Below are 20,512 nucleotides of genomic sequence, written 5' to 3'. Positions count from 1 at the left end.
TCTGAAATGGTTTTTTGAAAATCATGACGGCAGTATCAGAAGAGTCAGAACAGATTTCAATATTAGATGAGTTTATCGAAACAAGAAATAGGACATTAAATCTTGTAAAAAATTTAGAAAAAGATGACTATGTAGTGCAGACTGCGCCATACATGAGTCCTCCAAAGTGGCACTTGGGACACGTTAGTTGGTTGTATGAAGTGATCTTAAGCAAAATTACTGATAACTATGAGTTTTATTCAAAAAAATTTTCAGAGTATCTCAATTCGTATTACCAACAATTTGGAAAGCCACATGATAAAGACAAAAGAGGTATTATTTCCAGACCCACCGTAGATGAAATAATTCAGTATTATCATATTATTAACAAACGCGTTTCGGATTTTCTTGAAAAAAATCCGGCAGACGATAAAATCAAAAATTTGTTTATTATGGGTCTGAACCACGAATGTCAACATCAAGAATTATTGGTATATGATTTACAACATCTACTTGCAGATGCATATCAACCAATTCAAAAAAACATACCGAAAAGTTCTACTCATGTCACAAAAGAGTCCATCAAAATTGATGGGGGATTATACACTATGGGATATTCAGGTCATGAGTTCTGTTATGATATTGAATTACCCGAACATCAGGTGTACCTTAATGATTTTAAAATTGATTCAGTACCAGTATCCAATGGAGATTATCTCAAATTCATAGAAGATGGCGGGTATCAAAATTTCAAATTATGGTTATCTGATGGTTGGGAAAAAGTAAAAGAGAATAATTGGACAGCCCCAATGTACTGGCTACACGAGGATGGAGAGTGGAAGACTCATGATTTTTTGGGAAAACGAAAAATTAATCCAAACGAACCTGTATGTCATGTAAGTTTCTATGAAGCTGATGCCTATTGCAGATGGGCAGGAAAGAGACTCCCAACTGAAGCAGAATGGGAAAAAGCAGCTTGTTGGGATGAGAAAAAACAAAGAAAAACACTATTTCCATGGGGGAATGAAAAGCCAACAGAAGATCACGCAAATTTGCTAGAGTCATACATATGGAATACTACAGAAATTGGTTCATTTGCATTAGGGAAAAGTCACTATGGATGCTATCAGATGATAGGTGATGTTTGGGAATGGACATCATCAGAATTTATAGGATATCCAGGATTCAAATCAGGATTTGATGAATATAATGATAAGTGGTTTACAAATCAAAAAGTTCTCAGAGGAGGATCTTTTGGTACACCAAAGATGTCAATCAGATCTAGTTACAGGAATTTTTTCAGATTAGATGAAAGATGGTTGTTTTCAGGATTTAGATGCGCTCAAGATATTTAGAAAATCTTTGATGCAAGAATCATAGAATAATTTTGGTAAGGATCTTGCCATATTTTTTTAATTTCAAAATTTGTTTCATCCATCATGTTTTCAATTTGAGATACAGTGTATTTGTGAGAGTGTTCAGTGTGAATTAACTCATCTTTAACAAAATCTATACTCAAATTTGCTTTAGGAATATTTACAGATTGTACTTCTTTTGAGCGAAGATACATTTCAATTCGATTTTCTTTCTCATTGAACTCAGCCTTGTGATAAAACTTGTCAATATCAAAATTTGCATCAAGTTCATTGTTAATTCTTTGTAAAACATTGAGGTTGAATTGTGCAGTAACCCCACGTGAATCATTATACGCATCTTCAAGTATTTTTTTATCCTTGACAAGATCAATACCAGCTAAAAACAAATCGGATTGCTTCATTGTAGAATTTACGTCATGAAGAAATCTTATACTATCATCATATTCAAAATTTCCAAAACTAGAACCCAAGAATGCAACTAGATTTGGAGTATTATCAAATGATTTGATAAACTTTAGGCCACCCTCGTATGTGTCAATTACTCCAGTAATGTGTAAATTTTCATATGATTCCAATAAAGATTGAGAACCTTCTTTGAGAATATCAGATATGTCTATTGGAAAATATTCTACACGCTCTTGTAAATCATGCAAAATGTCCAACAATAGTTTTGTTTTGGTGGATGAGCCACTACCTAATTCAACTAACCTATAGGATTTATCTAAAAACTGAGGTAGTTCATTTTTAAGAAATTTTAAGATTGAAATCTCGGTTCGGGTTAAATAGTACTCCGGTAGGTGGCAAATTTGTTCAAAGAGGCGCGAGCCGGTTTGATCATAGAAGAATTTTGGATGAATAAATTTGGAATTTTGGGTTAAACTGTATGAAATCTCTTCAGCAAATGTTTTTTCTGTTTTTGATGTATTTGGCTTAAAATAATGTAATCTAGGATTGACCTCATGTAGGTTGTATCCTAATTCTTGTAATATTGTTTTTGAGTGCAAGTATTCAAAGTGAATTTTTTTGTAAATAAATGCCTTATCCTAAATTTTGTACAATTTCTTGATATACTGCAAAAATATACACATGGTATTGAGTTACATATTACAAGTTGAAAATTTAAAAAAATATTTTACCAAAAAGAGTATTTTTATTTCAAAGTCATCTACGGTACACGCAGTAGATAACGTTTCATTTGAAGTAAAAAAAGGAGAAGTCTTTGTGCTAGCAGGAGAATCAGGTTCCGGAAAAACAACAATTGCAAAATTAATTCTTAAATCAATTCAACCAGATGAAGGAAATGTCATCTTACAATCACAGAAAATCACTGATGAGCAAAAAAGTATCAATGAAATACGAATGCAATGTCAAATGATCCATCAGGACCCATATGACTCAATAAATCCGAGAATGAAAATTTTAGATATCATATCAGAACCATTAGAGATACATAATTTTGGAACCAAAAAAGAGATTGAAGCAAGGGTGCTACAAGTTTTAAAAGAAGTCAGATTGGAACCTGCTGAAAATATTGTCAATAAATATCCCCATATGTTATCAGGTGGGCAAAGACAAAGAATTGTTTTAGCAAGGGCTTTGGCATTAAAGCCCAAGATTTTGATTGCAGATGAACCTGTATCTATGTTGGATGTTTCCATCAGAGCAGAAATGTTAGAGCTAATGGAGGAACTCAAGAAAAAATATGAGATTACATTTATCTACATTACACATGATTTAGCAACGGCAAAATATTTTGGAGATACAATTGCAATTTTGTATTTGGGGCAAATTGTTGAGCAAGGTCCAATCAAAGAAGTTCTTTTGAATCCAAAACATCCGTACACTCAAGCATTAATTGATGCAATATCAGAACCAGATCCAGAAAACCTTCACAAAGAGAAAAAAATTCGCATCAATGAACCAGTTGCGAATGTTGAGCAATATCACGGATGCAGATTTCGTTCAAGATGCCCCTATGCAATCGAAAAATGCAAGGATGAACCAAAATTAGAATCAAAATTTGGTCGCAAAGTCGCCTGTTTTGTTGAAATCTAGGTTTTAGCCATTGATGGCAATCGTTTGTCTTTGTAAGTTACCACTTGAGAAACACCATTCTTTGGATAAACACCATAGATTAGTTGAGCCTTTTGTACAACAGAGTCTTTCAAAGACACCATAATGAATTGACTTTCTTTGGAACGCTCTTCTAAAATTTTAGAGAGTCTTTCTGAGTTTGGAGCATCAAGATGTGCATCAACTTCATCAAAGAGATAGAACGGAGAAGGCTTTAGTTTTTGTAATGCCAAAACAAATACAATTGCAGCAAGTGTTTTTTCACCACCACTGATTGATGTTGATTCACGTTTTGGCTTATTGGGGAATTGGATAAGGTAAGAAATTCCAGAATTAAATATGTCATCCTCATTTTGTAATTCTAACCAAGCATTTCCTCCAGTCATTTTTGTAAATATGTGACGTATTTCCTTATCCACCTTATCAAAGGCATCAAGGAAGGTTTGTCTTTTGTCTTTTTCAATTTCTTCAATGAATTTTACAATGGAGTTACGTTCTTGTTCTAAGGAATTCTTTCTAGTAGACATTGAACGGTATCCATCAGATACTTCAATGTATGTTTCAGGTGCTTTTGCATTTAATGCTGTTAATGATCTTTGTTCCGAAGACAATGCTATGAGTAGAGGTTCTACATCAAATGTTGAGATACTCTCATCAAAACCAAATGTCTCTAATAATTTATTGAGTTTGGTTTCACTTTCGGTTAGGTCACGTAGATCACGAGATAGAGAATCAGTTTGTCGTTCATATGAGTTGATGTCTTTTGTCAATGAACGGTCACGATCGTTTAGTTCTTTTAATTTATCATCATATTCTTTTAGTTGAGATACAGACGTTCCAGAAGTAGAAATTAATTCTTGTTCTTTTTCTCTTAGTTTGATTAAGGATTCATTTTTTGCAACTTTCTCTTGTTCAAGATTTGCAATTCGTGATGTTAAATCTTGTTTTTCAGATTCCAATGTTAAAATTTCATCGTTAAGGTTACGTATTGTGCTCTCTTCTTTTGATTCTTGAGCATTAAGGGATGCAAGCTTTGATGATTTTTCTCTAAATTCAGCCATTATGCTAGTCATTTTTGAATCAAGAGATGCTTTTCTCTCATTTAGTCTGGAAAGCTCATTTGCAATCCTTGTTTGCTCGCCTTCAGCATAGTTCTCCTGAACCATCTCAATGCGCTCCTCCAAAGAGGATACATAGGACTCTTTTTGGACGATCTCTGTTTTCAGGCTTGATTTTTTCTGTTCCAAATCAGCGTTTCTTGTGCCTAATTGCACACTCATTTGGGAGGTACCATTTAGTTTCCAGATTAAGTCATTCAAACTTTGTTTTGTTGTAGCCAAACCGGTTTCAGATGTGGAAAGTCGCTCCCTATGATTTTCTATAGTATCATCAAGTTTTTTCAATGAGGTCTTCTTTTTCTGGATGTATCGTTTGAGAAGACTGATTGAGCTAAGTAGGCCATCAACAGAAGTACTCATGGAAATAATTTTTGTGAGTTTGGAAATTTTTGAATTAATATCAACAATTACTGCACTTGATTTTGACTCAAAGAATTCACCTTCTACCGTAACAGCTTTGTAACCGGCCTTTGATATTCGGTATGCAGAGGATCTAGAGTCAGTCAAAATAACATTACCAAACAAAAATGTCTTTAATGCAGAATATTGAGAGTCACATTTCACATAATCAGATAATATTCCAATGATTCCTTTGTCTTGGGGTAAATCAAGTTTAAAGTTTGGAATTGCATCTAGTGGAATAATTTTTAACTTTGGTAGTTTTTTATCACGTGCTACTTCCGCAAGGCTAAGAAGAGTTGCAAAGTCTTTTACAACTATAGCTTTAATCCAATCAGTACCGGCAGCTAAGACTGCACGCTCATATTGTTTATCCCAAGTAATCATTTCGTATACAAGACCCTCAATGCCCAACTTGTCAGATTCTTCTTTTAATTTTGCAATTGAGTAATCTTCATGCATTACACTTTTGACAACTTTGATCTTTGCTTCATATTGTGCTGCAGCATTACTTGACTTGTCTAAGATTAATGATAAATCTTCAATATCTTTTTCAAATTTTTCTCGTTTTGATATTAATTGAGATATTCGAGATTTTAGTTCGGTAATTGATGCTTGATGATTTGCTTGTACTGATTCTAATTTGTTTTTTAGTCCAGAAAGTTTTTGTGATTCAACTTCATAAGTTGCTTTTTTGTTATTATTTGTTACAATTTTGTTATCAATATCCTGAATTTCAGATTCTACTTGGGATAGGGCAAGCTTTGCAGAGTTTAGTTTTTCCCTAAGATCTTTAATTTTTCTATCTACTTCAACTTTTTTTGCAGTAACATGAGATTGTTCTTGGAGAACTTTGTTTCGTTGCGCATCAAGCTGAAGTATGTCAGCCTCGAGTTTTTGCTTTTCAGTGTTAGTTTGGCTAATAGAATCAGATAGTTCATTGGTTTCGGTCTTAATAGAATCCTGTTTTTGGTGAATTTCTTGGATTTCCTGCTTTATCTCAGGAATATGAGAATCGATTTGCTGAATTCGTTTTTGGGCAGTAACTATTCCGCTATTTGTCTCCTCAAACTGCTGCATTGCGTCACTTAGTTCAGTATCAATTGTGGCTTTGGCCTGATTGTATGCATTAACTTCATCCATGAATTTTAGTTTCTTCTCATCAAGTTCTTGAATCTCTTTTCGAATAATTTCCCGCTCTTCAGATAGTTTAGTTACTTCGGCAGAAATCTCATTAAATGATTTTTCTTTGGTTAGTTTTTCAGATTTGACTGTTCTCATTTTGTTTGCAGCCGATATTGCGTTTAGTCGATTCAGCTCTCGCTCTAGAAAATCATAACGCATTTTGAGATTTCTTTCTTCTTCAAGCTCGTCAATTCGTTTTTTAATTTCATCCATTCTGGCAAGAGCAATTTCGAGACGTCTGTCTGCTTCTTCTAGTTGTTTTTGAGATTCTGCTTTCTTTTCATCAAAATATGACAAACCGATTAAGTTTTCAATGGCTTGTCTTTTTTCTTCTGGGGTAAATTCAGATATTCTTGTTACGGTTCCTTGTTGGACTGCGTTTAATTGGTTTAATCCAGCATTTGCGACATCTAAAAGATCTAAAATTTGAGTTCTGTTTGTTTTTTTCTTATTTAGATAATAATTATTTTCACCTTTATCATCCATCTCTCTTGTGATTTCGACATTATCAGAATCTACGGGTATTTTGCGATCAGTGTTATCAAAGTGAACACTTGCTCGTGCCATTTTTGGTCCACGTCGATTTCCTTCAATATCATGCATTAAAGATCTTAATTTGTCAACTCGCATTGTTTTAGGACGATTTTCACCCATTGCAAAAATTATTGCATCTAGGATGTTGCTCTTACCTGATCCGTTTGGTCCAGAGATCGATACTAGTCCAGGCTGAAAATCTACAATAGTGTTTTTAAAACCAAATGATTTGAATCCAAAGATCTCTACTTTTTTGATATGAACCAATGACTATTTTTTCCATTTTGGTTGGATAATCGATTGTTAACAAGTTTAGTTGACCATGATGAGAATTATTGTAGGGTTCGCAATTCCATCGTAATGAGCGTGCCTACTTATTACAGAATTAGACTAGAATATCATGGTAAAATTAGGAATAATTCAGACTGGTCAGATTTCTTCCAATTCAGCAGGAATTTGTAAAATAGTACAGATCCTTTTACGGTTGGGAAAGAAAGAGACTGATATTGTATGCCTTCCTGAACAGTGGTTAAAAAATAACAACATTAATGATTTTGAGAAGGAATTTTTAGAATTTCAAAGGATCGCAAAAGATTACTCTATGACTATTATTCCTGGAGCGTTTTATGAAAAAATTAAAAACAAACTCATCATCTCTGCACCAGTAATCGATCCTAAAGGGGAGATTATTGGAAAACAAGAAAAAATTCACCCTTTTGATTATGAAAGACGTCTGATAAGACCCGGAGATAGAGCAAAAATTTTCAAAACCAGTTGTAAGTTTGGCATTGTAATCTGCTACGACATGGTGTTTCCTAAGGTAGTAAACTCATTGGCAAGAAAGGGCGCAGAAGTTATCTTCTCACCAAGCAGGATTGTTAAAAGAGGAATAACTCCTTGGCATCTTTATGTTCAGACTAGGGCTTTGGAGAATCGAATTCCAATCGTTGCGGCTAATGTTTTGAACCAAAAATTTGGCGGAAAGAGTATAATTGTAGATCTTCATGAAAAGTCACAAGTATACTTACCAAAGAACAAAATTTTGAATAAACCAAATTCATCAGTTACTCAGGAGTTTACTCTCTCAAAACATAAGAAAAGCAGAGCATCAAGATTTTCTGATGAAAATAAGTTTAGTTAGATTTTCCTGAAACAAATTCTTCGCATGAAGCCTTTGCTTGTGGATCAGTCATTTGTTTTGGAGGATGTTTCATCAAATATGCGCTGGCAGGATAGATAGGACCGCCAATACCTCTGTCAAGTGCAATCTTTGCTAAACGGATGGCATCAATGACAATACCTGCAGAGTTTGCCTTGTCATCAACCTCAAGCCTAACTTCCATGTTATATGGAATATTTGCCCATTGCCTTCCTTCAATTCTCATAAACATGAGTTTGGTATTTCCTAAGAAGGGTATAAAATCAGAAGGTCCAACGTAAATTTGGTCATCGTCTAATCTTTCATCTAATTGACTTTGGACACTTTCAGTTTTAGAAATCTTTTTGCTGACAAGTCGGTCTTGTTCTTTCATATTCAAAAAGTCAGTATTTCCTCCAACATTGATTTGATATGTCTTCTCAATCTTAGTTCCACGATCATTACACAATCTAGCAAGAGTTCGATGAACTATTGTTGCACCTACTTGCCCTTTAATATCATCACCAATTACTGGAATTCCTTTTTCTGCAAATTTTTTACCCCAAGTTTCATCTGAACAAATGAAAGAGGGTATACAATTAACAAATGCAGTGCCAGTATCAAGGCACATCTGTGCCCAAAACTGTGTAACTTTATCTGATCCTACAGGAAGATATGAGACAAGAATTTCTGCCCCAGATTCTTTAATTTGTTTTTTTATCTCTTCTGCCAGTTGTTCATCTGTTTTGTTACTCTTAATTGGTTTAATTCTATTTTCAACCCATAATCCTACACCATCTAAGATTGGACTCTCAAAGACCTTGGCATTTGTTTTTGGCATATTCTCTTTTGGAATCCAGGTAACCATGTTTGGATATTCGTAAATTGCTTCATTGATTGTTTTTCCAATTTTATTTTCTCCAACATCAAATCCAACTACAAATTCAATATCATGAATTCCATAACCTGCTAATTTTTCATGAATAATTCCTATTACTTGCTGAGAGGGGTTTTGTCTATAGTATTCAATTCCTTGTATTAAACCCGAAAAACAATTTCCAATTCCCACAAGACCTACTTTGATCTTTTCAACCATTCGCAGTTTGTGTTATCAGACAAGGTTTAAAGTTTTCCTAAAAGGGTTCATGAATTAATCAAGTCATATTATTCCAAGACAGAATTTTATACTCGGGACAAAATTTTCTATTATGATTGAACCAGGTAATCCAGTCAAGGACATAGAAATTAAATCAGACTCGGACATTCTACAAATCTTTGATGAATTATCAAAGTCAGGAGGTTTTGAATCGACGAATCTTTCTATGGGTTTGGAAATTTTAACTTCAATGATTTCAGATAAAAAATGCCTAAAGTTTGTTTCATTTGTAGGGGCTATTGTATCTACAGGATTACGAGGCATAATCAAAGATATGCTCAAAAACAAATGGTTTGATGTTGCAATTACAACGTGTGGGGCACTTGATCATGATATTGCCAGGCATTATTCTAACTACAAAGAAGGATCATTTACTATGGACGATAATGAATTAGCAAATCAGAATATTCACAGATTAGGAAATGTGTTGGTTCCAATGGAGAGTTATGGTCCACTTATAGAAGAAAAAATGCAAAAATTTCTGGAAGAAGAATACAAGTCAGGAGTAAAGGAAATGTCCACTGCAGACATTACAAGAATGATTGGTAAACATTTGGGTGAGGATTCATTTTTGCATTGGGCATACAAGAATAACATCCCAGTTGTTGTTCCCGGAATTATGGATGGAGCAGTCGGCAGTCAAATTTGGTTATTTTCTCAAAAACATTCAGATTTTAAATTAAATCTTGTTGCAGATGCAGATTTACTATCAGGATTAATCTTCAAGGCAGAAAAATCTGGCTCACTCATGCTAGGAGGGGGGATTTCTAAACACCATACATTGTGGTGGAATCAGTATAGAGAAGGATTAGACTATGCACTATACATTACAACGGCACAAGAATTTGATGGTAGTTTAAGTGGAGCGCTAGTCAGAGAAGCGATTTCATGGGGAAAGGTTACGCAAAAAGCTATGCAATCTACATTACATGCAGAAGTAACAACCATTCTTCCGTTCTTATATGCGGCATTGCTTGCGAAATTAAAATAAATTTCTAAGATATTCTAAATAGATCCTTTGCATTTTGATACATCAAAAGATCTCTATACTCTCTTTTGATCTTTAATTTTGCGACAAAATTAAGATATGAATCCATTGTGCTAATTGGCCAGTCAGTTCCATACATCAAATATTTTGGTTCGCCAGCATAGTTGATTAGCTCTGCCACCTTTTCTTTCATCATCTTTTCAAAATAGTGATCAAAATCGCCCACTACAAGTCCAGATATGTCTGCATACACATTCTTGTTTTTGTAAATGACTTCTTGTGCATCTTGAATCCAAGGATTTCCAAGATGGCATAACACAATCTTAACGTCAGGATGTTCTACTGCAACATCATCTAAGTTGAGAGGTCTGGAATATCGAAGTTTACCTGTTGGAGAGTAAGTATCACCAGTATGAATCATTACTGGAATGTCGAATTCTTGACATGCGTCATAGACTCGGTTATATCGTTCATCGTAAGGATAATAGTGTTCATATCCTGCGTAAATCTTTAGTCCTTTTATCAAGCCATCCTTAATCCATTGTTTGTATAGTTGGAATTCTTCATCAGTGTGATTATCAACCGTAACTCCAGCTACCACTCCTAGATTATCATATTTTTTTATTGCATCAATAATTTGTTTAGTTGAAGGTCGTTCAGAATTAACCTTGTAAGATGATAGAATGAGTGCATAATCTACATTGTTACTTGCCATCTCAATTTGCAACATGTTTAGTCGTTCTTCTAATGAAGGAACATTTTGTAGAAGTTCATACTGATTTACGTGAACGTGGCAGTCTATAATCATGATTTTTCCTTAAAGTGTGGGTTTTTCCATTCAATAAAAGTTGCATAGTTTAATGATCTGGGATCTTTCATGTAATTTGGGAGAATTTTGATAAATTTAAAACCGTTTCGCAATTGAAAACACAAGACAGGTTCTTTGATTTCGTGTTTTTTGACCTTCTTTACATATTCTTCAGGAGAGAATTGTTTTGCATAGTCACAGTAATTGAAGAGTCTTCCACCAGCAATTATTCTTCGTAGATTTAGTTTTATTGCAAGATCTTTTCTTGCATTGTAAATCTTTGTAGCAATACCCAGTCGTCGGTAATCAGGATGTGTTGATACATCTGCACCATATAATGAATCTCCTTTGGGATCGTGATTTTCAAATATGCTTGTCCCGCAAGCTTCTTTCCAAGTATGTTCTTTGTATTCTGGCTCTAGTGTGATAATCAAACTACTGCAAGAGCCCACAATATTTCCTTTATACTCTGCACAGAACTGTCCTTCTGGAAAAACTTTGAGATGAGCAGCTAGCTGATCAGGTTTCCAATAAACACCTTCAGCTGCCATTGTAGGGAAAGAAGCCTTTTGAAGTTCTACAATTTTTGGAATGTCATCGTGAGTGACAGTTCGAACAATTACTTGGGCACGTGAATGAGAATCGGTCATTAACAGTTATTGCAAATATAGTAAATAACATAGATTTATTCTATTCGAATCATTTTACGGTTTTAATGTGAATATCGTCAAATAACTCCTCGGCCTTCTTTATGATGACCTTATCGTCAGCATCAGGCTCAGCAGATATCAAAACGATATCATCACGATCTGGCACGCTAATTATGAGTTGATTTGTGCGACGAGAAGCAATGTAATCAATAGGGCCTAGAATTTTGTCTAATTCTTTTCTCATCTCAAAATCCAAACGCATTTGCATGTATACCATTCGAAGTTGTTTTTCATTGACAAGAGGTTTTACACCTTTCTTAAAGCCACCAGCCACACGTTGACCTAGTTTGTTTATGACACCGACATGACGAACTTTATCTAATTTTAAAAGTTCAGTACAAGCTTTTTCGAGTTCTTTTACTTGTTTTTCTGTCAACAAAATTATTCACCATTAATGTGGTCAGGGGTCTTATAATCATATTTAGTGCAATCAAAATTCTTCATAGTTCTTTTTTGGCCTATGATTTATTATCACTACATCTTCAGCAAATTTTTGATTTGGGACTAAAATTCTCTCTCCTTTATCTGTGAGTGCAACAGTATGTGTCAGATGAATTTCTATTATCACACCCTTATCGTCCTTAATTCGTAAAACATCACCCACGTCAATTTCTTTATTAAAAAATAAGCTAAGACCGGCTGCGATGTTTTTTAGCTGATGTTGTAAGGCAATACCAAAGACAACCATTCCTACACCAATAGAAGTAATAATTTCAAGTGCGAATCCAAATATGCCATAGTTAATTCCAAGAAATACTAATTCAGATAAACCAATTCCCAAACCAGCAAGACCCAAAAGCTTACCAGAGCCTTTTAGTTTTTTAAATTTAATCTTGATAATTTGTTTTACAAGTATAAACACAGCGGCAGCGATAATAATTGAAATGATTCCATATGTCAATGCAATCTCTGTAGCCATATTTTTTAAAAAAATAAACCACTATTGAATCTTGAGAGAAAATATACTAGAGTAATTTGTCATGCTAAATAAGAAAAAGGCATACCACAGTATGATGTGTAATCATAATAATTTGCATCTCATCTTATCATCAGAGGTGTCAAAATGTCAAAAAAACAAAGAAAATCACAATCAAATCCACCACCAAATAATTAATAGAATTTAATTTTATTTTTCTTTTTTCTAAAATTATAATGCTAATGCACACAATAAGGAATAAACCTATTATTCTATGTTAAGTTAAACCAACTATGAATCAGCCTAGGTTTAAGATTAAGGAGTTAAGACCCATTAGTGTAAAGGATGGTTTTTTAGTAGATGGGTTCCCCTCGGCAGGATTTGCTAGTGCTATAGCTTCTGAATCATTAATCAATACTACAGGTTTTGAAGTTGCAGCTATAATAGATTCAGATACTTTTCCTCCAGTGAGTTTGATCAAAGATGGAGAGCCTAATTACCCAACACGTATTTTTGTACAAAACGAGCTAAATGTAGCAGTTTTTTCATCATATCTAACATTACATGAATCACTCCACAAGCAGATGGCCAGATTCATGCTTTCGTGGGCAAAGAAGCATGGAATAAAGTACATCATAACTAGCATTGGAGTACGTGCACCAAATCAATCAGAACAAATTATTGCTGCAGGCAGTACTAAGGAGGCAAGAAAAAAGATTCAGGAAGTAGGAATTCATGTTTTACAGCATGGAACAATACCAGGTATTCCAGGATCTTTGCTTAATCAAGGAATGATAAATGGACAAAATGTCATTGCAGTGCTCTTCAATTCAATGGAACAAGGACCAGATTTCAAGTCTAGTGCGCAGTTGTGTATGGCAATTTCAAAACTAGTCCCTGGAGCATCATGCGATATTTCAACTCTGAACAAAGAGGCAGAAAGAGCAGAGAAAATAATTAAAGAAACAGACACTGAGGCTAAAAATCTTAAAGAAGGAATTTATCAATAATTCTCGTTTTTATTGTTCTCCCCTAACAGTAGTTTGAATAAAAATTGAATGAGATAATTGCATTTGCTGTTACCGTTATAATCATTTCATCATCTGGAGTTATGTCACCAGGTCCATTGTTTGCTGCTAATGTTACCTATGGCATAAGACAGGGCGCAAAAGCAGGATTAAAGGTGGCATATGGCCATACAATAATAGAATTTCCACTGATTTTGTTATTGGGATTTGGAGTAATTTCGTTAGATAAGTTTCCAGAATTTAGGATAATTATATCAGTAGTTGGAGCACTAGCATTATTTGTATTTGCAGCATTACAAATTAAATCAATTTTCAAAGAAAAATTTCAATTAAAATCAGAATCAAGACACGGTCCTTTTCTTGCAGGCATGTTGTTTACCGGATTAAATCCATTTTTTATTATTTGGTGGTTCACCATTGGCCTAAAACTAATCACAGATTCCATTGAGATTTGGTCTTTTGCAGGATTAGCAATAATGTTTGGTCTACACATTTGGATGGATTATGTATGGTTGATGTCAGTAGCGCTAGTATCAAAAAAAGGTTCTGGGTTATTATCAAATAGAAATTATAAAATTTTCATGATAGGAATTAGTGGTCTGCTGATTTATTTTGGAATTACATTTTTGCAAGATGTTTTGTATTAACCGCAATCCATAATTTCAATCTCAGGCTCACATTTTTCATTAAAGTTTATGACCCTATCCAGAATGATTTCACAAGTTACGGGATCAAAGTTTTTTTCAAGGTCAGACAGATTACCGAGTATGGATGCATGTTGGTATACACACGAGTCTGAAATGTAAAATGCCAGTAAAATTCCCATTATAGGGAGCAATCCAAATAACAAATAGAATTTCTTCTTACTTTTTGATTGTGATATCAATTTCGATAGTAGACACATTACGCTGCTTGCCATCTTGTGATGTAAGAGAATCAGATGCAATCCTAACATCACTAACAACATATCCTACAGTATCCATTCGCTTGACAATCATTTGGGATACATCTACTGCCTGAGTAATTCGTTTCCCTCTTGCCTTAATCGTGACTGTTGGTTGTGCAGCTAATTGTGTGAGTGTTGCGGTAACATAAGTCATGATTGGTTTTACTCCAACAAAGATTACATTTCTTTCAAGATTAGAACCACCGCCAGGATTTTCCCCGTCATCTTCTTCTGCTTTAACTTCTCGAGGTTGAGTTTCGGGTTCTTTTGTGGGCTCAGGTTCACTTTGTGAAATTAATTCAGGCTCAGGTGCAGATTCCGGGGTTTCGATTGATTCAGAAATAGATTCTTTTGGAATTTCTTCAGATTCAGTTTTAGGGTTTTGCGATTTTTGAAACTCGGATAAAATTTCTTCTGCATCATTAGGTTTTTTTTGTTCGCTCATTATGTTGCCTAATCAAAGACTGATTCGCTTTTATTTAATTTTTGAGGTTTTGTTTTTCTATGTAGTCTTGAAATATTTTCTCAATTTCATCACTATTTGATATTGTTTTTACATTTTCTACTAATTCCTTTTCTTCAACTTCATAACAATTCAAAACATCTTGACTGTCTTTGTAGACAAGTAAGATTTTTTCATCAAATAAGCAATGATATAATTTCTCACGCTCCATTAATTCAGGTTTTATCTTAATACCATCAGGACCAACAGACAAGGGGGAATCCATACTTTGAATCATATTTCTTGCTATTTAGATGAATCTTCCCGATATCATAATATGTATTTTGTAACTATGTTAGGTGATGGATTACAGAGTGATTTTTCACATTGATTTTGATTATTTTTATGCTCAGTGTGAAGAAGTAAGATCACCTGAATTAAAAACAAAACCAGTTTGTGTCTGTGTATTTTCTGATAGAGGGGAAGATAGTGGTGCAATAGCTACTGCTAATTATACTGCAAGAAAGTACGGCGTAAAATCAGGATTACCAATTAAATTTGCTAAAAGAAAATTGGAAGAAAGAAAAGATGCGGTGTTTCTTCCAACAGATTTTGATTTCTATTCAGACATATCACAAAAAGCTATGAACATCATGGAAGAATTTGCAGATATTTTTGAGTATGTCGGCAGAGATGAAGCATACTTGGATGTAACAAAAAAAACAGAAGGAGATTACAATCGTGCAGGACATCTGGCCCAACAATTAAAAAATTCTATCAGAGACAATGTAAAACTCACATGCTCGGTTGGGATATCTCCAAACAAGCTTGTTTCAAAAATTGCATCCGATTACAAAAAACCAGACGGACTAACGATTGTTACTCCTGAAAAAGTAGACAGTTTTTTAGAGCCTTTAAAAATTAGGGACATTCCAGGGATTGGCAAAAAAACAGAAGAGCGATTTACTCAGATGAATTTCAAAACAATTGGAGATTTAAGAAGATTAGATGTATTTACTCTAAACAAAGAATTTGGAAGAAAGACAGGAACTTACATCTATAACGCAGTTAGAGGAATAGATTCGGAGCCAGTTTCAGAGAGAGAACCTAGTATTCAATACAGTAAGATTTCTACTCTCAAGGAGGATTCCAAGGATTTGAAATTTTTGAGTGAGAATTTAAAGCAAATTTGTTCTGAATTGCATCAAGTCGTTTTAAAGAAAAATAGAATGTTCAAATCAGTTGGAATTCAATTTGTAAATTCAGATTTATCAAATAAAACTAAATCACGCATGTTAAGAAATCCCACAACTAGTCTAGATGAATTAGAGAAAACTGCTGAACAATTACTAAAAGAAGCACTAGATGATCAAGTAAAAACAATACGTCGATTAGGAGTTAAAGTGTCAGAGCTTTCAGAATTAAAAGGACAAAGAAGCATAGATAATTATTTTTGATTTGAATTAGCTTCTAGCTTTTTTATTCTTCTTGTTTCTATTGTCATTACAATCATTAAAAAGATAAACAGCCAAGGAAGGAACATTATTTCTCCTGCAACAGAATGAAACTCTTCCCATCGTTCAGGATCAGCAGTAACTTTCAATGCATAATAAGATAATGCAAAGATTCTGATTACATTAACAGTAATTGTGCCAAGGATTCCCACTCCAAAGTATATAGCTTTACGATTTCTAGGAATGTTCATCTTTAGTAGGAATGCCATCATTACAAGTGAGTAAATGATGATGCTATGAACACCAGCAGATGGCCAAAAGACTTGAAGTGCAAATGGTCCATGATCACCCCTTAGAAACATCAGATTGTCTCTAGCGGTTGCCACACCGAGATCAAACAAGCTGATAAGCCAGACGTTAAGATTGACTAGATGAGGTACGAAATATTGCAGTGGTCCAAGTGTATCATATGGGAAGAATGCATCTAATGATAAAATTATAGCACTCCCACCAAGAAAGATTGGGCCTGCAGGACTTAATCGAATCCATCTAGTTCCAAAATAAATTGAAAGTGAGGCAATGACAAAGGCAGTCATTATTATGAAATCCCACATCCATGTCCATGAATAGATTAATTGAACAGAGTAGGTTTCAGCAGCATCTTCAATTGTTGTCCTAAAGCCATTTTCAAGCAATATCAGATATGCAATTACAAGAATTGCAAGTGGAATAGTTGCGATGAGTCGATTCTTGGAAATTCCCACTTTGAGTCCGAATAATTCAGCAACAACAAACGCTAGTGCAAAAAGAAATCCTCCTCGTCCTTGATTCCAGCTTAGACTAAAAGAGTCAGGATAAAATGCTAAGGCAAATAATATCGGGCTGGAAATAATTCCAATTCCAATAATTAGATTCCTTTGCATCAATTATGCACTTGAAATGGTACATAAATAATAACTGGTAAAATTTTGGAATTTTAGTTAGAATTTAAGAACACTGTGTCTTTTTGCAACAAGAATAATTACAGTTATCAATGAAAACACCATTATCATCGAAGCAAATGCTCCAAATTCAGGAACTACAGAAGTTCCAGTAACAGTTACTGTTTGTGAAGATGCTTTTAGGGAATTGATTGTTAAAGTAGAAACATCATTCTCAGTCACCTGAACAAAATCAGATGTTATTTGCCCATCAACAGATACAGAATAAGTACCACTGATCAGTTTGTGGGGTAAGATCAAGGTCAATGTATGATCATCACTTTGAGTTTGACCTCGCAATTCAAAAGTTATTGATTTAGTGTTTTCATCAATGATTGCCTTATCCACTAGTCTATTGAACTGGTATTTGACATCAGCCTTTGTCATGCCATCACCAACACTTGCACCAACGTTTGGTAATGTCTGGAATCCTAGCTCGACATGTACTATACCAGTCATCCAAGGATGCACAATGCAGAAGTATGGATAATCGCCGATTTCGGTAAATCTATGAGTGAATGCTTTTGAAGGAGGAAACAAGCCACTGTCAAAAATATCATCAGGGATGGAATCAGAGCCAGAGGTTACAGTGTGTGCAGCAGAATCACCATTCTTCCACTTGACAGAATCACCTACAACAATGGTAATTTCACCATTAGTACTTCCATCCTTTTCAGTTTGCCAAAAGAAAGGCGCTGATGGACTAGCAGCTCCAGTTGGGATGTTAATATCATAAGTAGTCTGAGCAAAGACAGCTACCGGAGTGACAAAAAGTAAAGTTACAATTGCGAGAAGATAATATTTCAATAAATATGGACATCAATTACAAGTAAATAACTTTTCGATGTCTCTAGAAAAAATCAGAAAGAGTTTTTTGTTTAAGCAGTTTAGTAATATGACCCCTAAGCAACCATTCATTTTTACTAATACTCATTTTTGTACAAGCCATAGAAACACTACTATCAAAAGTATCAGATACAGTAGGAGTCTGTTTCATAGCAGCACGTATGCCTTCGCGAACTTGCCAAACTCCTACAGGGATTGCATACTCGGGTCTAATTTCACGTAATACAAGCACTCCGCTCTGAATTTTATTTTTTGAGAGATATTCAGTAACTGCTAGTTTGGCTGCAAAGTAAGCACCTGCGATAGCTGGCGGATGGTCAATTCCTCTGGCATCCTCGTAATCAGAACCAAAACCTAACAAACCATTTGAGTACCAAGCCTCAATCATTTCAAACATCCACCGATGTGGGAAAAGAATAACAGAGAACAGGTTTCCAAGATGCTCAAAAGAAAATACTTTGTGTGAATCAATTACTGGACAGTCTAAAACTTCTTCCATCAATGACTTTGAAATAATATCATCAGTAGCAGTTATACTCCATCTTGTTGGAACGAGTTTTCGCTTTTGCCCCATCATTCCAATGCTAAAGCACTTTTGAATTTTGGAAATCTCTATGCCACTGTTGTATAGTTTTAGAACAGCATCTTGAGCTTTGAGATCCTTATCATAGTATACCCTCTCAATATTTTTTTCAGAGGATGATGAAGAAAATTTAGCAGATTTTATCTCACCGATTGGACCAAACGGGGCACTCTCACCATCAATGGAAGTAATAGGAGTAGTTGACTTGAAAAAATCAATATCTGAATCAATGGGTCTTGATGCCATTGCCACCTCTTGCAGGTTTTCTATATATCTCCCAGAGGGTTCTGAAACTGCAACTTTTTGAATCCCACGTACCAAATTTAGTCTAAAATTTACTATCTCTTCGAGGCTTTTTCCAAGCCATTTTTCTGGAGAATCTAAGAGTGACGTATCCCCGTGTGTTGGAGGAACCATTGGACCTACGTGAACTTTGGGATAGTTATATGAGCCAACAAATACAGATGGTGGACTAGACCCACTAACTGAATCAGATGAAAACAAATTTCCATATTTTGATAGATGTTCTCTCCATTTAGCCTCAATTGCCTTTCTAATATCTTGAGAATTTTGCAATATGTGTGAATCATCCTATTAGAGTATTAAGTTGTCTTGAAAAAACAGTTGACCGATAATCAACAAAGATGTTTAAAGTTGTGATTTTATCAAGAAAGTATTGACACAAAGAATTATTTCATTTCTTCCTAGTGCAACCGAATTATTATTTGAATTAGGAGCACAAGATATGCTTTATGGTGTAACGCATGAATGCCTATATCCAGAAGATGCAAAGAAAAAGCCTCGAATCATTACTTCTGTGATAGACCCAGAAAAATTAGATAGTAAGGAAATTGACGTCATGACATCAAAGTTACTCAAGGAAGGAAAAGATATTTTCAAACTAAACAAAGAGAATTTAAAAAATGCAGATCCAAATCTGATAGTCACACAAACTACATGCGAGGTTTGTGCTGCTCACACAAATCTTGTGCAACAAGCAGTTGAAAGTTTAGAAAAAAAGCCACAGATACATTCGATGGACCCACATAATTTATCAGAGATTTTACAAAGTGTTAAAGATCTTGCGGAAATTATTGGTGTGCAGAATAAGGGACAAGAAATTTGTAAATCTTTAGAACAAAGACTAGAAAAAATTCAAAATACACACCATGAAAAAAGGCACAAAGTTTTAGCGATTGAATGGATTGAACCATTTTTTACAGCTGGGCATTGGGTACCACAAATGATAGAATATGCAGGAGGGATAAACATGATAAGTAAAATCGGAGAGCATTCAAGACGAATGGATCTTGATGAGATCATAAATGCAGATCCTGATATGATTATTCTAATGCCATGTGGTTTTGATACAAAAAGAACTATTGAAGAATACAATAAATTTTTGAGTAAAAACCAAAGATGGAATAATCTTCGAGCAGTAAAGGATCAAAAAGTCTTTGCAGTGGATGCAAATTCATGTTTTAGTAAACCAAGCATAAGAACGATAACAGGGGTAGAAATTCTAGCAAAGATCATACATCCAGAGAAATTTGCAGGCATAGTACTACCTGAAAACTCTCACGCAAATATCAAAGAATTCTAGAAATATTATCGATCCTGAGAGTCATCTAATTCATCGGCCTCTGATGTTTTTTTGGTAGGTCTTGTAGGCACGTAAATCACAGTCAACATGAAGAGGTTTTTTCCGTGAGTGATACGTAATTAGGTTACAAAAGTTTGCCTTTTTGGTAATTTCTAATAGATTTGATCAATTGTATTCGTAGCTTGTGTGAATGCTACATGCATGTTCTGATATGCTCATTATGATTTGTATATTTATTCAACGGGATTGT

21 protein-coding genes are annotated in these 20,512 nt (G+C 34.5%); 8 read left to right on the top strand and 13 right to left on the bottom strand.

Going from position 1 to position 20,512, the window contains the following annotated elements:
* The first annotated feature begins 23 nt into the window (after positions 1–23).
* Positions 24–1,334 (top strand): ergothioneine biosynthesis protein EgtB, encoded by a 1,311-nt coding sequence (locus tag DWQ18_02915; protein ID RDJ33880.1) that lies wholly within the window; start codon positions 24–26, stop codon positions 1,332–1,334.
* On the opposite strand, the gene egtD is transcribed toward DWQ18_02915, so the two are convergent.
* Entirely contained in the window at positions 1,331–2,359 is a 1,029-nt protein-coding gene (gene egtD, locus DWQ18_02910) for an L-histidine N(alpha)-methyltransferase (GenBank protein RDJ33879.1), read from the bottom strand. The two genes, DWQ18_02915 and egtD, sit on opposite strands and share 4 nt — an antisense overlap.
* An 88-nt stretch (positions 2,360–2,447) precedes the next feature.
* Here egtD and DWQ18_02905 point away from each other — a divergent pair, with 88 nt between their 5' ends.
* The gene (locus tag DWQ18_02905) at positions 2,448–3,410 is read left to right on the top strand and encodes an ABC transporter ATP-binding protein (GenBank protein ID RDJ34327.1); all 963 of its coding nucleotides are present in this window, start codon (positions 2,448–2,450) and stop codon (positions 3,408–3,410) included.
* On the opposite strand, the gene DWQ18_02900 is transcribed toward DWQ18_02905, so the two are convergent.
* Positions 3,407–6,931: a chromosome segregation protein SMC gene (locus DWQ18_02900; GenBank protein RDJ33878.1), complete on the bottom strand. Its 3,525-nt coding sequence runs from the start codon at positions 6,929–6,931 to the stop codon at positions 3,407–3,409. The two genes, DWQ18_02905 and DWQ18_02900, sit on opposite strands and share 4 nt — an antisense overlap.
* 133 nt (positions 6,932–7,064) lie before the next feature.
* Here DWQ18_02900 and DWQ18_02895 point away from each other — a divergent pair, with 133 nt between their 5' ends.
* Complete coding sequence (locus tag DWQ18_02895; protein ID RDJ33877.1) at positions 7,065–7,805, top strand: carbon-nitrogen hydrolase family protein; 741 nt, start codon at positions 7,065–7,067, stop codon at positions 7,803–7,805.
* Here DWQ18_02895 and DWQ18_02890 read toward each other — a convergent pair.
* The gene (locus DWQ18_02890) at positions 7,798–8,898 is read right to left on the bottom strand and encodes a myo-inositol-1-phosphate synthase (protein ID RDJ33876.1); all 1,101 of its coding nucleotides are present in this window, start codon (positions 8,896–8,898) and stop codon (positions 7,798–7,800) included. The genes DWQ18_02895 and DWQ18_02890 overlap by 8 nt on opposite strands.
* Positions 8,899–9,010: 112 nt before the next feature.
* Between DWQ18_02890 and DWQ18_02885 the strand changes: the two genes are divergently transcribed.
* A complete protein-coding gene (locus DWQ18_02885) occupies positions 9,011–9,949 on the top strand; it encodes a deoxyhypusine synthase (GenBank protein RDJ33875.1) in 939 nt (312 codons plus the stop codon).
* Between the two features lie 4 nt (positions 9,950–9,953).
* Here DWQ18_02885 and DWQ18_02880 read toward each other — a convergent pair whose 3' ends face one another.
* Genes DWQ18_02880 through DWQ18_02865 form a run of 4 tightly spaced genes read right to left on the bottom strand, consistent with a single transcriptional unit; the run spans position 9,954 to position 12,383 of the window.
* Positions 9,954–10,754: an amidohydrolase gene (locus tag DWQ18_02880; GenBank protein ID RDJ33874.1), complete on the bottom strand. Its 801-nt coding sequence runs from the start codon at positions 10,752–10,754 to the stop codon at positions 9,954–9,956.
* Positions 10,751–11,404, bottom strand: a complete 654-nt coding sequence (locus tag DWQ18_02875; protein RDJ33873.1) for a GNAT family N-acetyltransferase — start codon at positions 11,402–11,404, stop codon at positions 10,751–10,753. The genes DWQ18_02880 and DWQ18_02875 overlap by 4 nt, the downstream gene beginning before the upstream one ends.
* 49 nt (positions 11,405–11,453) lie before the next feature.
* The gene (locus DWQ18_02870) at positions 11,454–11,849 is read right to left on the bottom strand and encodes a hypothetical protein (GenBank protein ID RDJ33872.1); all 396 of its coding nucleotides are present in this window, start codon (positions 11,847–11,849) and stop codon (positions 11,454–11,456) included.
* A 45-nt stretch (positions 11,850–11,894) separates the two neighbouring features.
* Complete coding sequence (locus tag DWQ18_02865) at positions 11,895–12,383, bottom strand: hypothetical protein (GenBank protein ID RDJ33871.1); 489 nt, start codon at positions 12,381–12,383, stop codon at positions 11,895–11,897.
* Positions 12,384–12,673: 290 nt separating this feature from the next.
* Here DWQ18_02865 and DWQ18_02860 point away from each other — a divergent pair, with 290 nt between their 5' ends.
* Together DWQ18_02860 and DWQ18_02855 are read left to right on the top strand one after the other, a co-directional pair.
* Positions 12,674–13,390, top strand: a complete 717-nt coding sequence (locus DWQ18_02860) for a proteasome assembly chaperone family protein (GenBank protein ID RDJ33870.1) — start codon at positions 12,674–12,676, stop codon at positions 13,388–13,390.
* 44 nt (positions 13,391–13,434) lie between these two features.
* On the top strand, positions 13,435–14,055 hold the full coding sequence (locus tag DWQ18_02855; protein ID RDJ33869.1) for a lysine transporter LysE: 621 nt from the start codon (positions 13,435–13,437) through the stop codon (positions 14,053–14,055).
* On the opposite strand, the gene DWQ18_02850 is transcribed toward DWQ18_02855, so the two are convergent.
* From DWQ18_02850 to DWQ18_02840, 3 genes are read right to left on the bottom strand one after another with little or no spacing between them, the layout of a single operon-like run.
* Positions 14,052–14,294 (bottom strand): hypothetical protein, encoded by a 243-nt coding sequence (locus DWQ18_02850; GenBank protein ID RDJ33868.1) that lies wholly within the window; start codon positions 14,292–14,294, stop codon positions 14,052–14,054. The genes DWQ18_02855 and DWQ18_02850 overlap by 4 nt on opposite strands.
* Positions 14,272–14,799: a DNA-binding protein gene (locus DWQ18_02845; GenBank protein ID RDJ33867.1), complete on the bottom strand. Its 528-nt coding sequence runs from the start codon at positions 14,797–14,799 to the stop codon at positions 14,272–14,274. The genes DWQ18_02850 and DWQ18_02845 overlap by 23 nt, the downstream gene beginning before the upstream one ends.
* 34 nt (positions 14,800–14,833) lie before the next feature.
* Complete coding sequence (locus DWQ18_02840; GenBank protein RDJ34326.1) at positions 14,834–15,082, bottom strand: hypothetical protein; 249 nt, start codon at positions 15,080–15,082, stop codon at positions 14,834–14,836.
* A 76-nt stretch (positions 15,083–15,158) separates the two neighbouring features.
* Between DWQ18_02840 and DWQ18_02835 the strand changes: the two genes are divergently transcribed.
* Positions 15,159–16,253 (top strand): DNA polymerase IV, encoded by a 1,095-nt coding sequence (locus DWQ18_02835; protein ID RDJ33866.1) that lies wholly within the window; start codon positions 15,159–15,161, stop codon positions 16,251–16,253.
* On the opposite strand, the gene artG is transcribed toward DWQ18_02835, so the two are convergent.
* The 3 genes from artG to DWQ18_02820 form a co-directional block, all read right to left on the bottom strand.
* The gene (artG, locus tag DWQ18_02830) at positions 16,244–17,173 is read right to left on the bottom strand and encodes a thaumarchaeosortase (protein RDJ33865.1); all 930 of its coding nucleotides are present in this window, start codon (positions 17,171–17,173) and stop codon (positions 16,244–16,246) included. The genes DWQ18_02835 and artG overlap by 10 nt on opposite strands.
* 57 nt (positions 17,174–17,230) lie before the next feature.
* Positions 17,231–18,016, bottom strand: coding sequence for a hypothetical protein (locus DWQ18_02825; protein ID RDJ34325.1), 786 nt, complete (start codon positions 18,014–18,016; stop codon positions 17,231–17,233).
* 64 nt (positions 18,017–18,080) lie between these two features.
* A complete protein-coding gene (locus DWQ18_02820; GenBank protein RDJ33864.1) occupies positions 18,081–19,238 on the bottom strand; it encodes a hypothetical protein in 1,158 nt (385 codons plus the stop codon).
* An 85-nt stretch (positions 19,239–19,323) separates the two neighbouring features.
* On the opposite strand from DWQ18_02820, the gene DWQ18_02815 reads away from it, so the two are divergent.
* On the top strand, positions 19,324–20,262 hold the full coding sequence (locus DWQ18_02815) for a cobalamin-binding protein (protein RDJ33863.1): 939 nt from the start codon (positions 19,324–19,326) through the stop codon (positions 20,260–20,262).
* The last annotated feature ends 250 nt before the right edge of the window (positions 20,263–20,512 follow it).

The organism is Thermoproteota archaeon, assembly GCA_003352285.1.
Classification (GTDB): Archaea; Thermoproteota; Nitrososphaeria; order Nitrososphaerales; family Nitrosopumilaceae; genus PXYB01.
The sequence above is the reverse complement of the archived record's forward strand: the minus strand, read 5'-3'. Positions and strand labels throughout refer to the sequence as shown.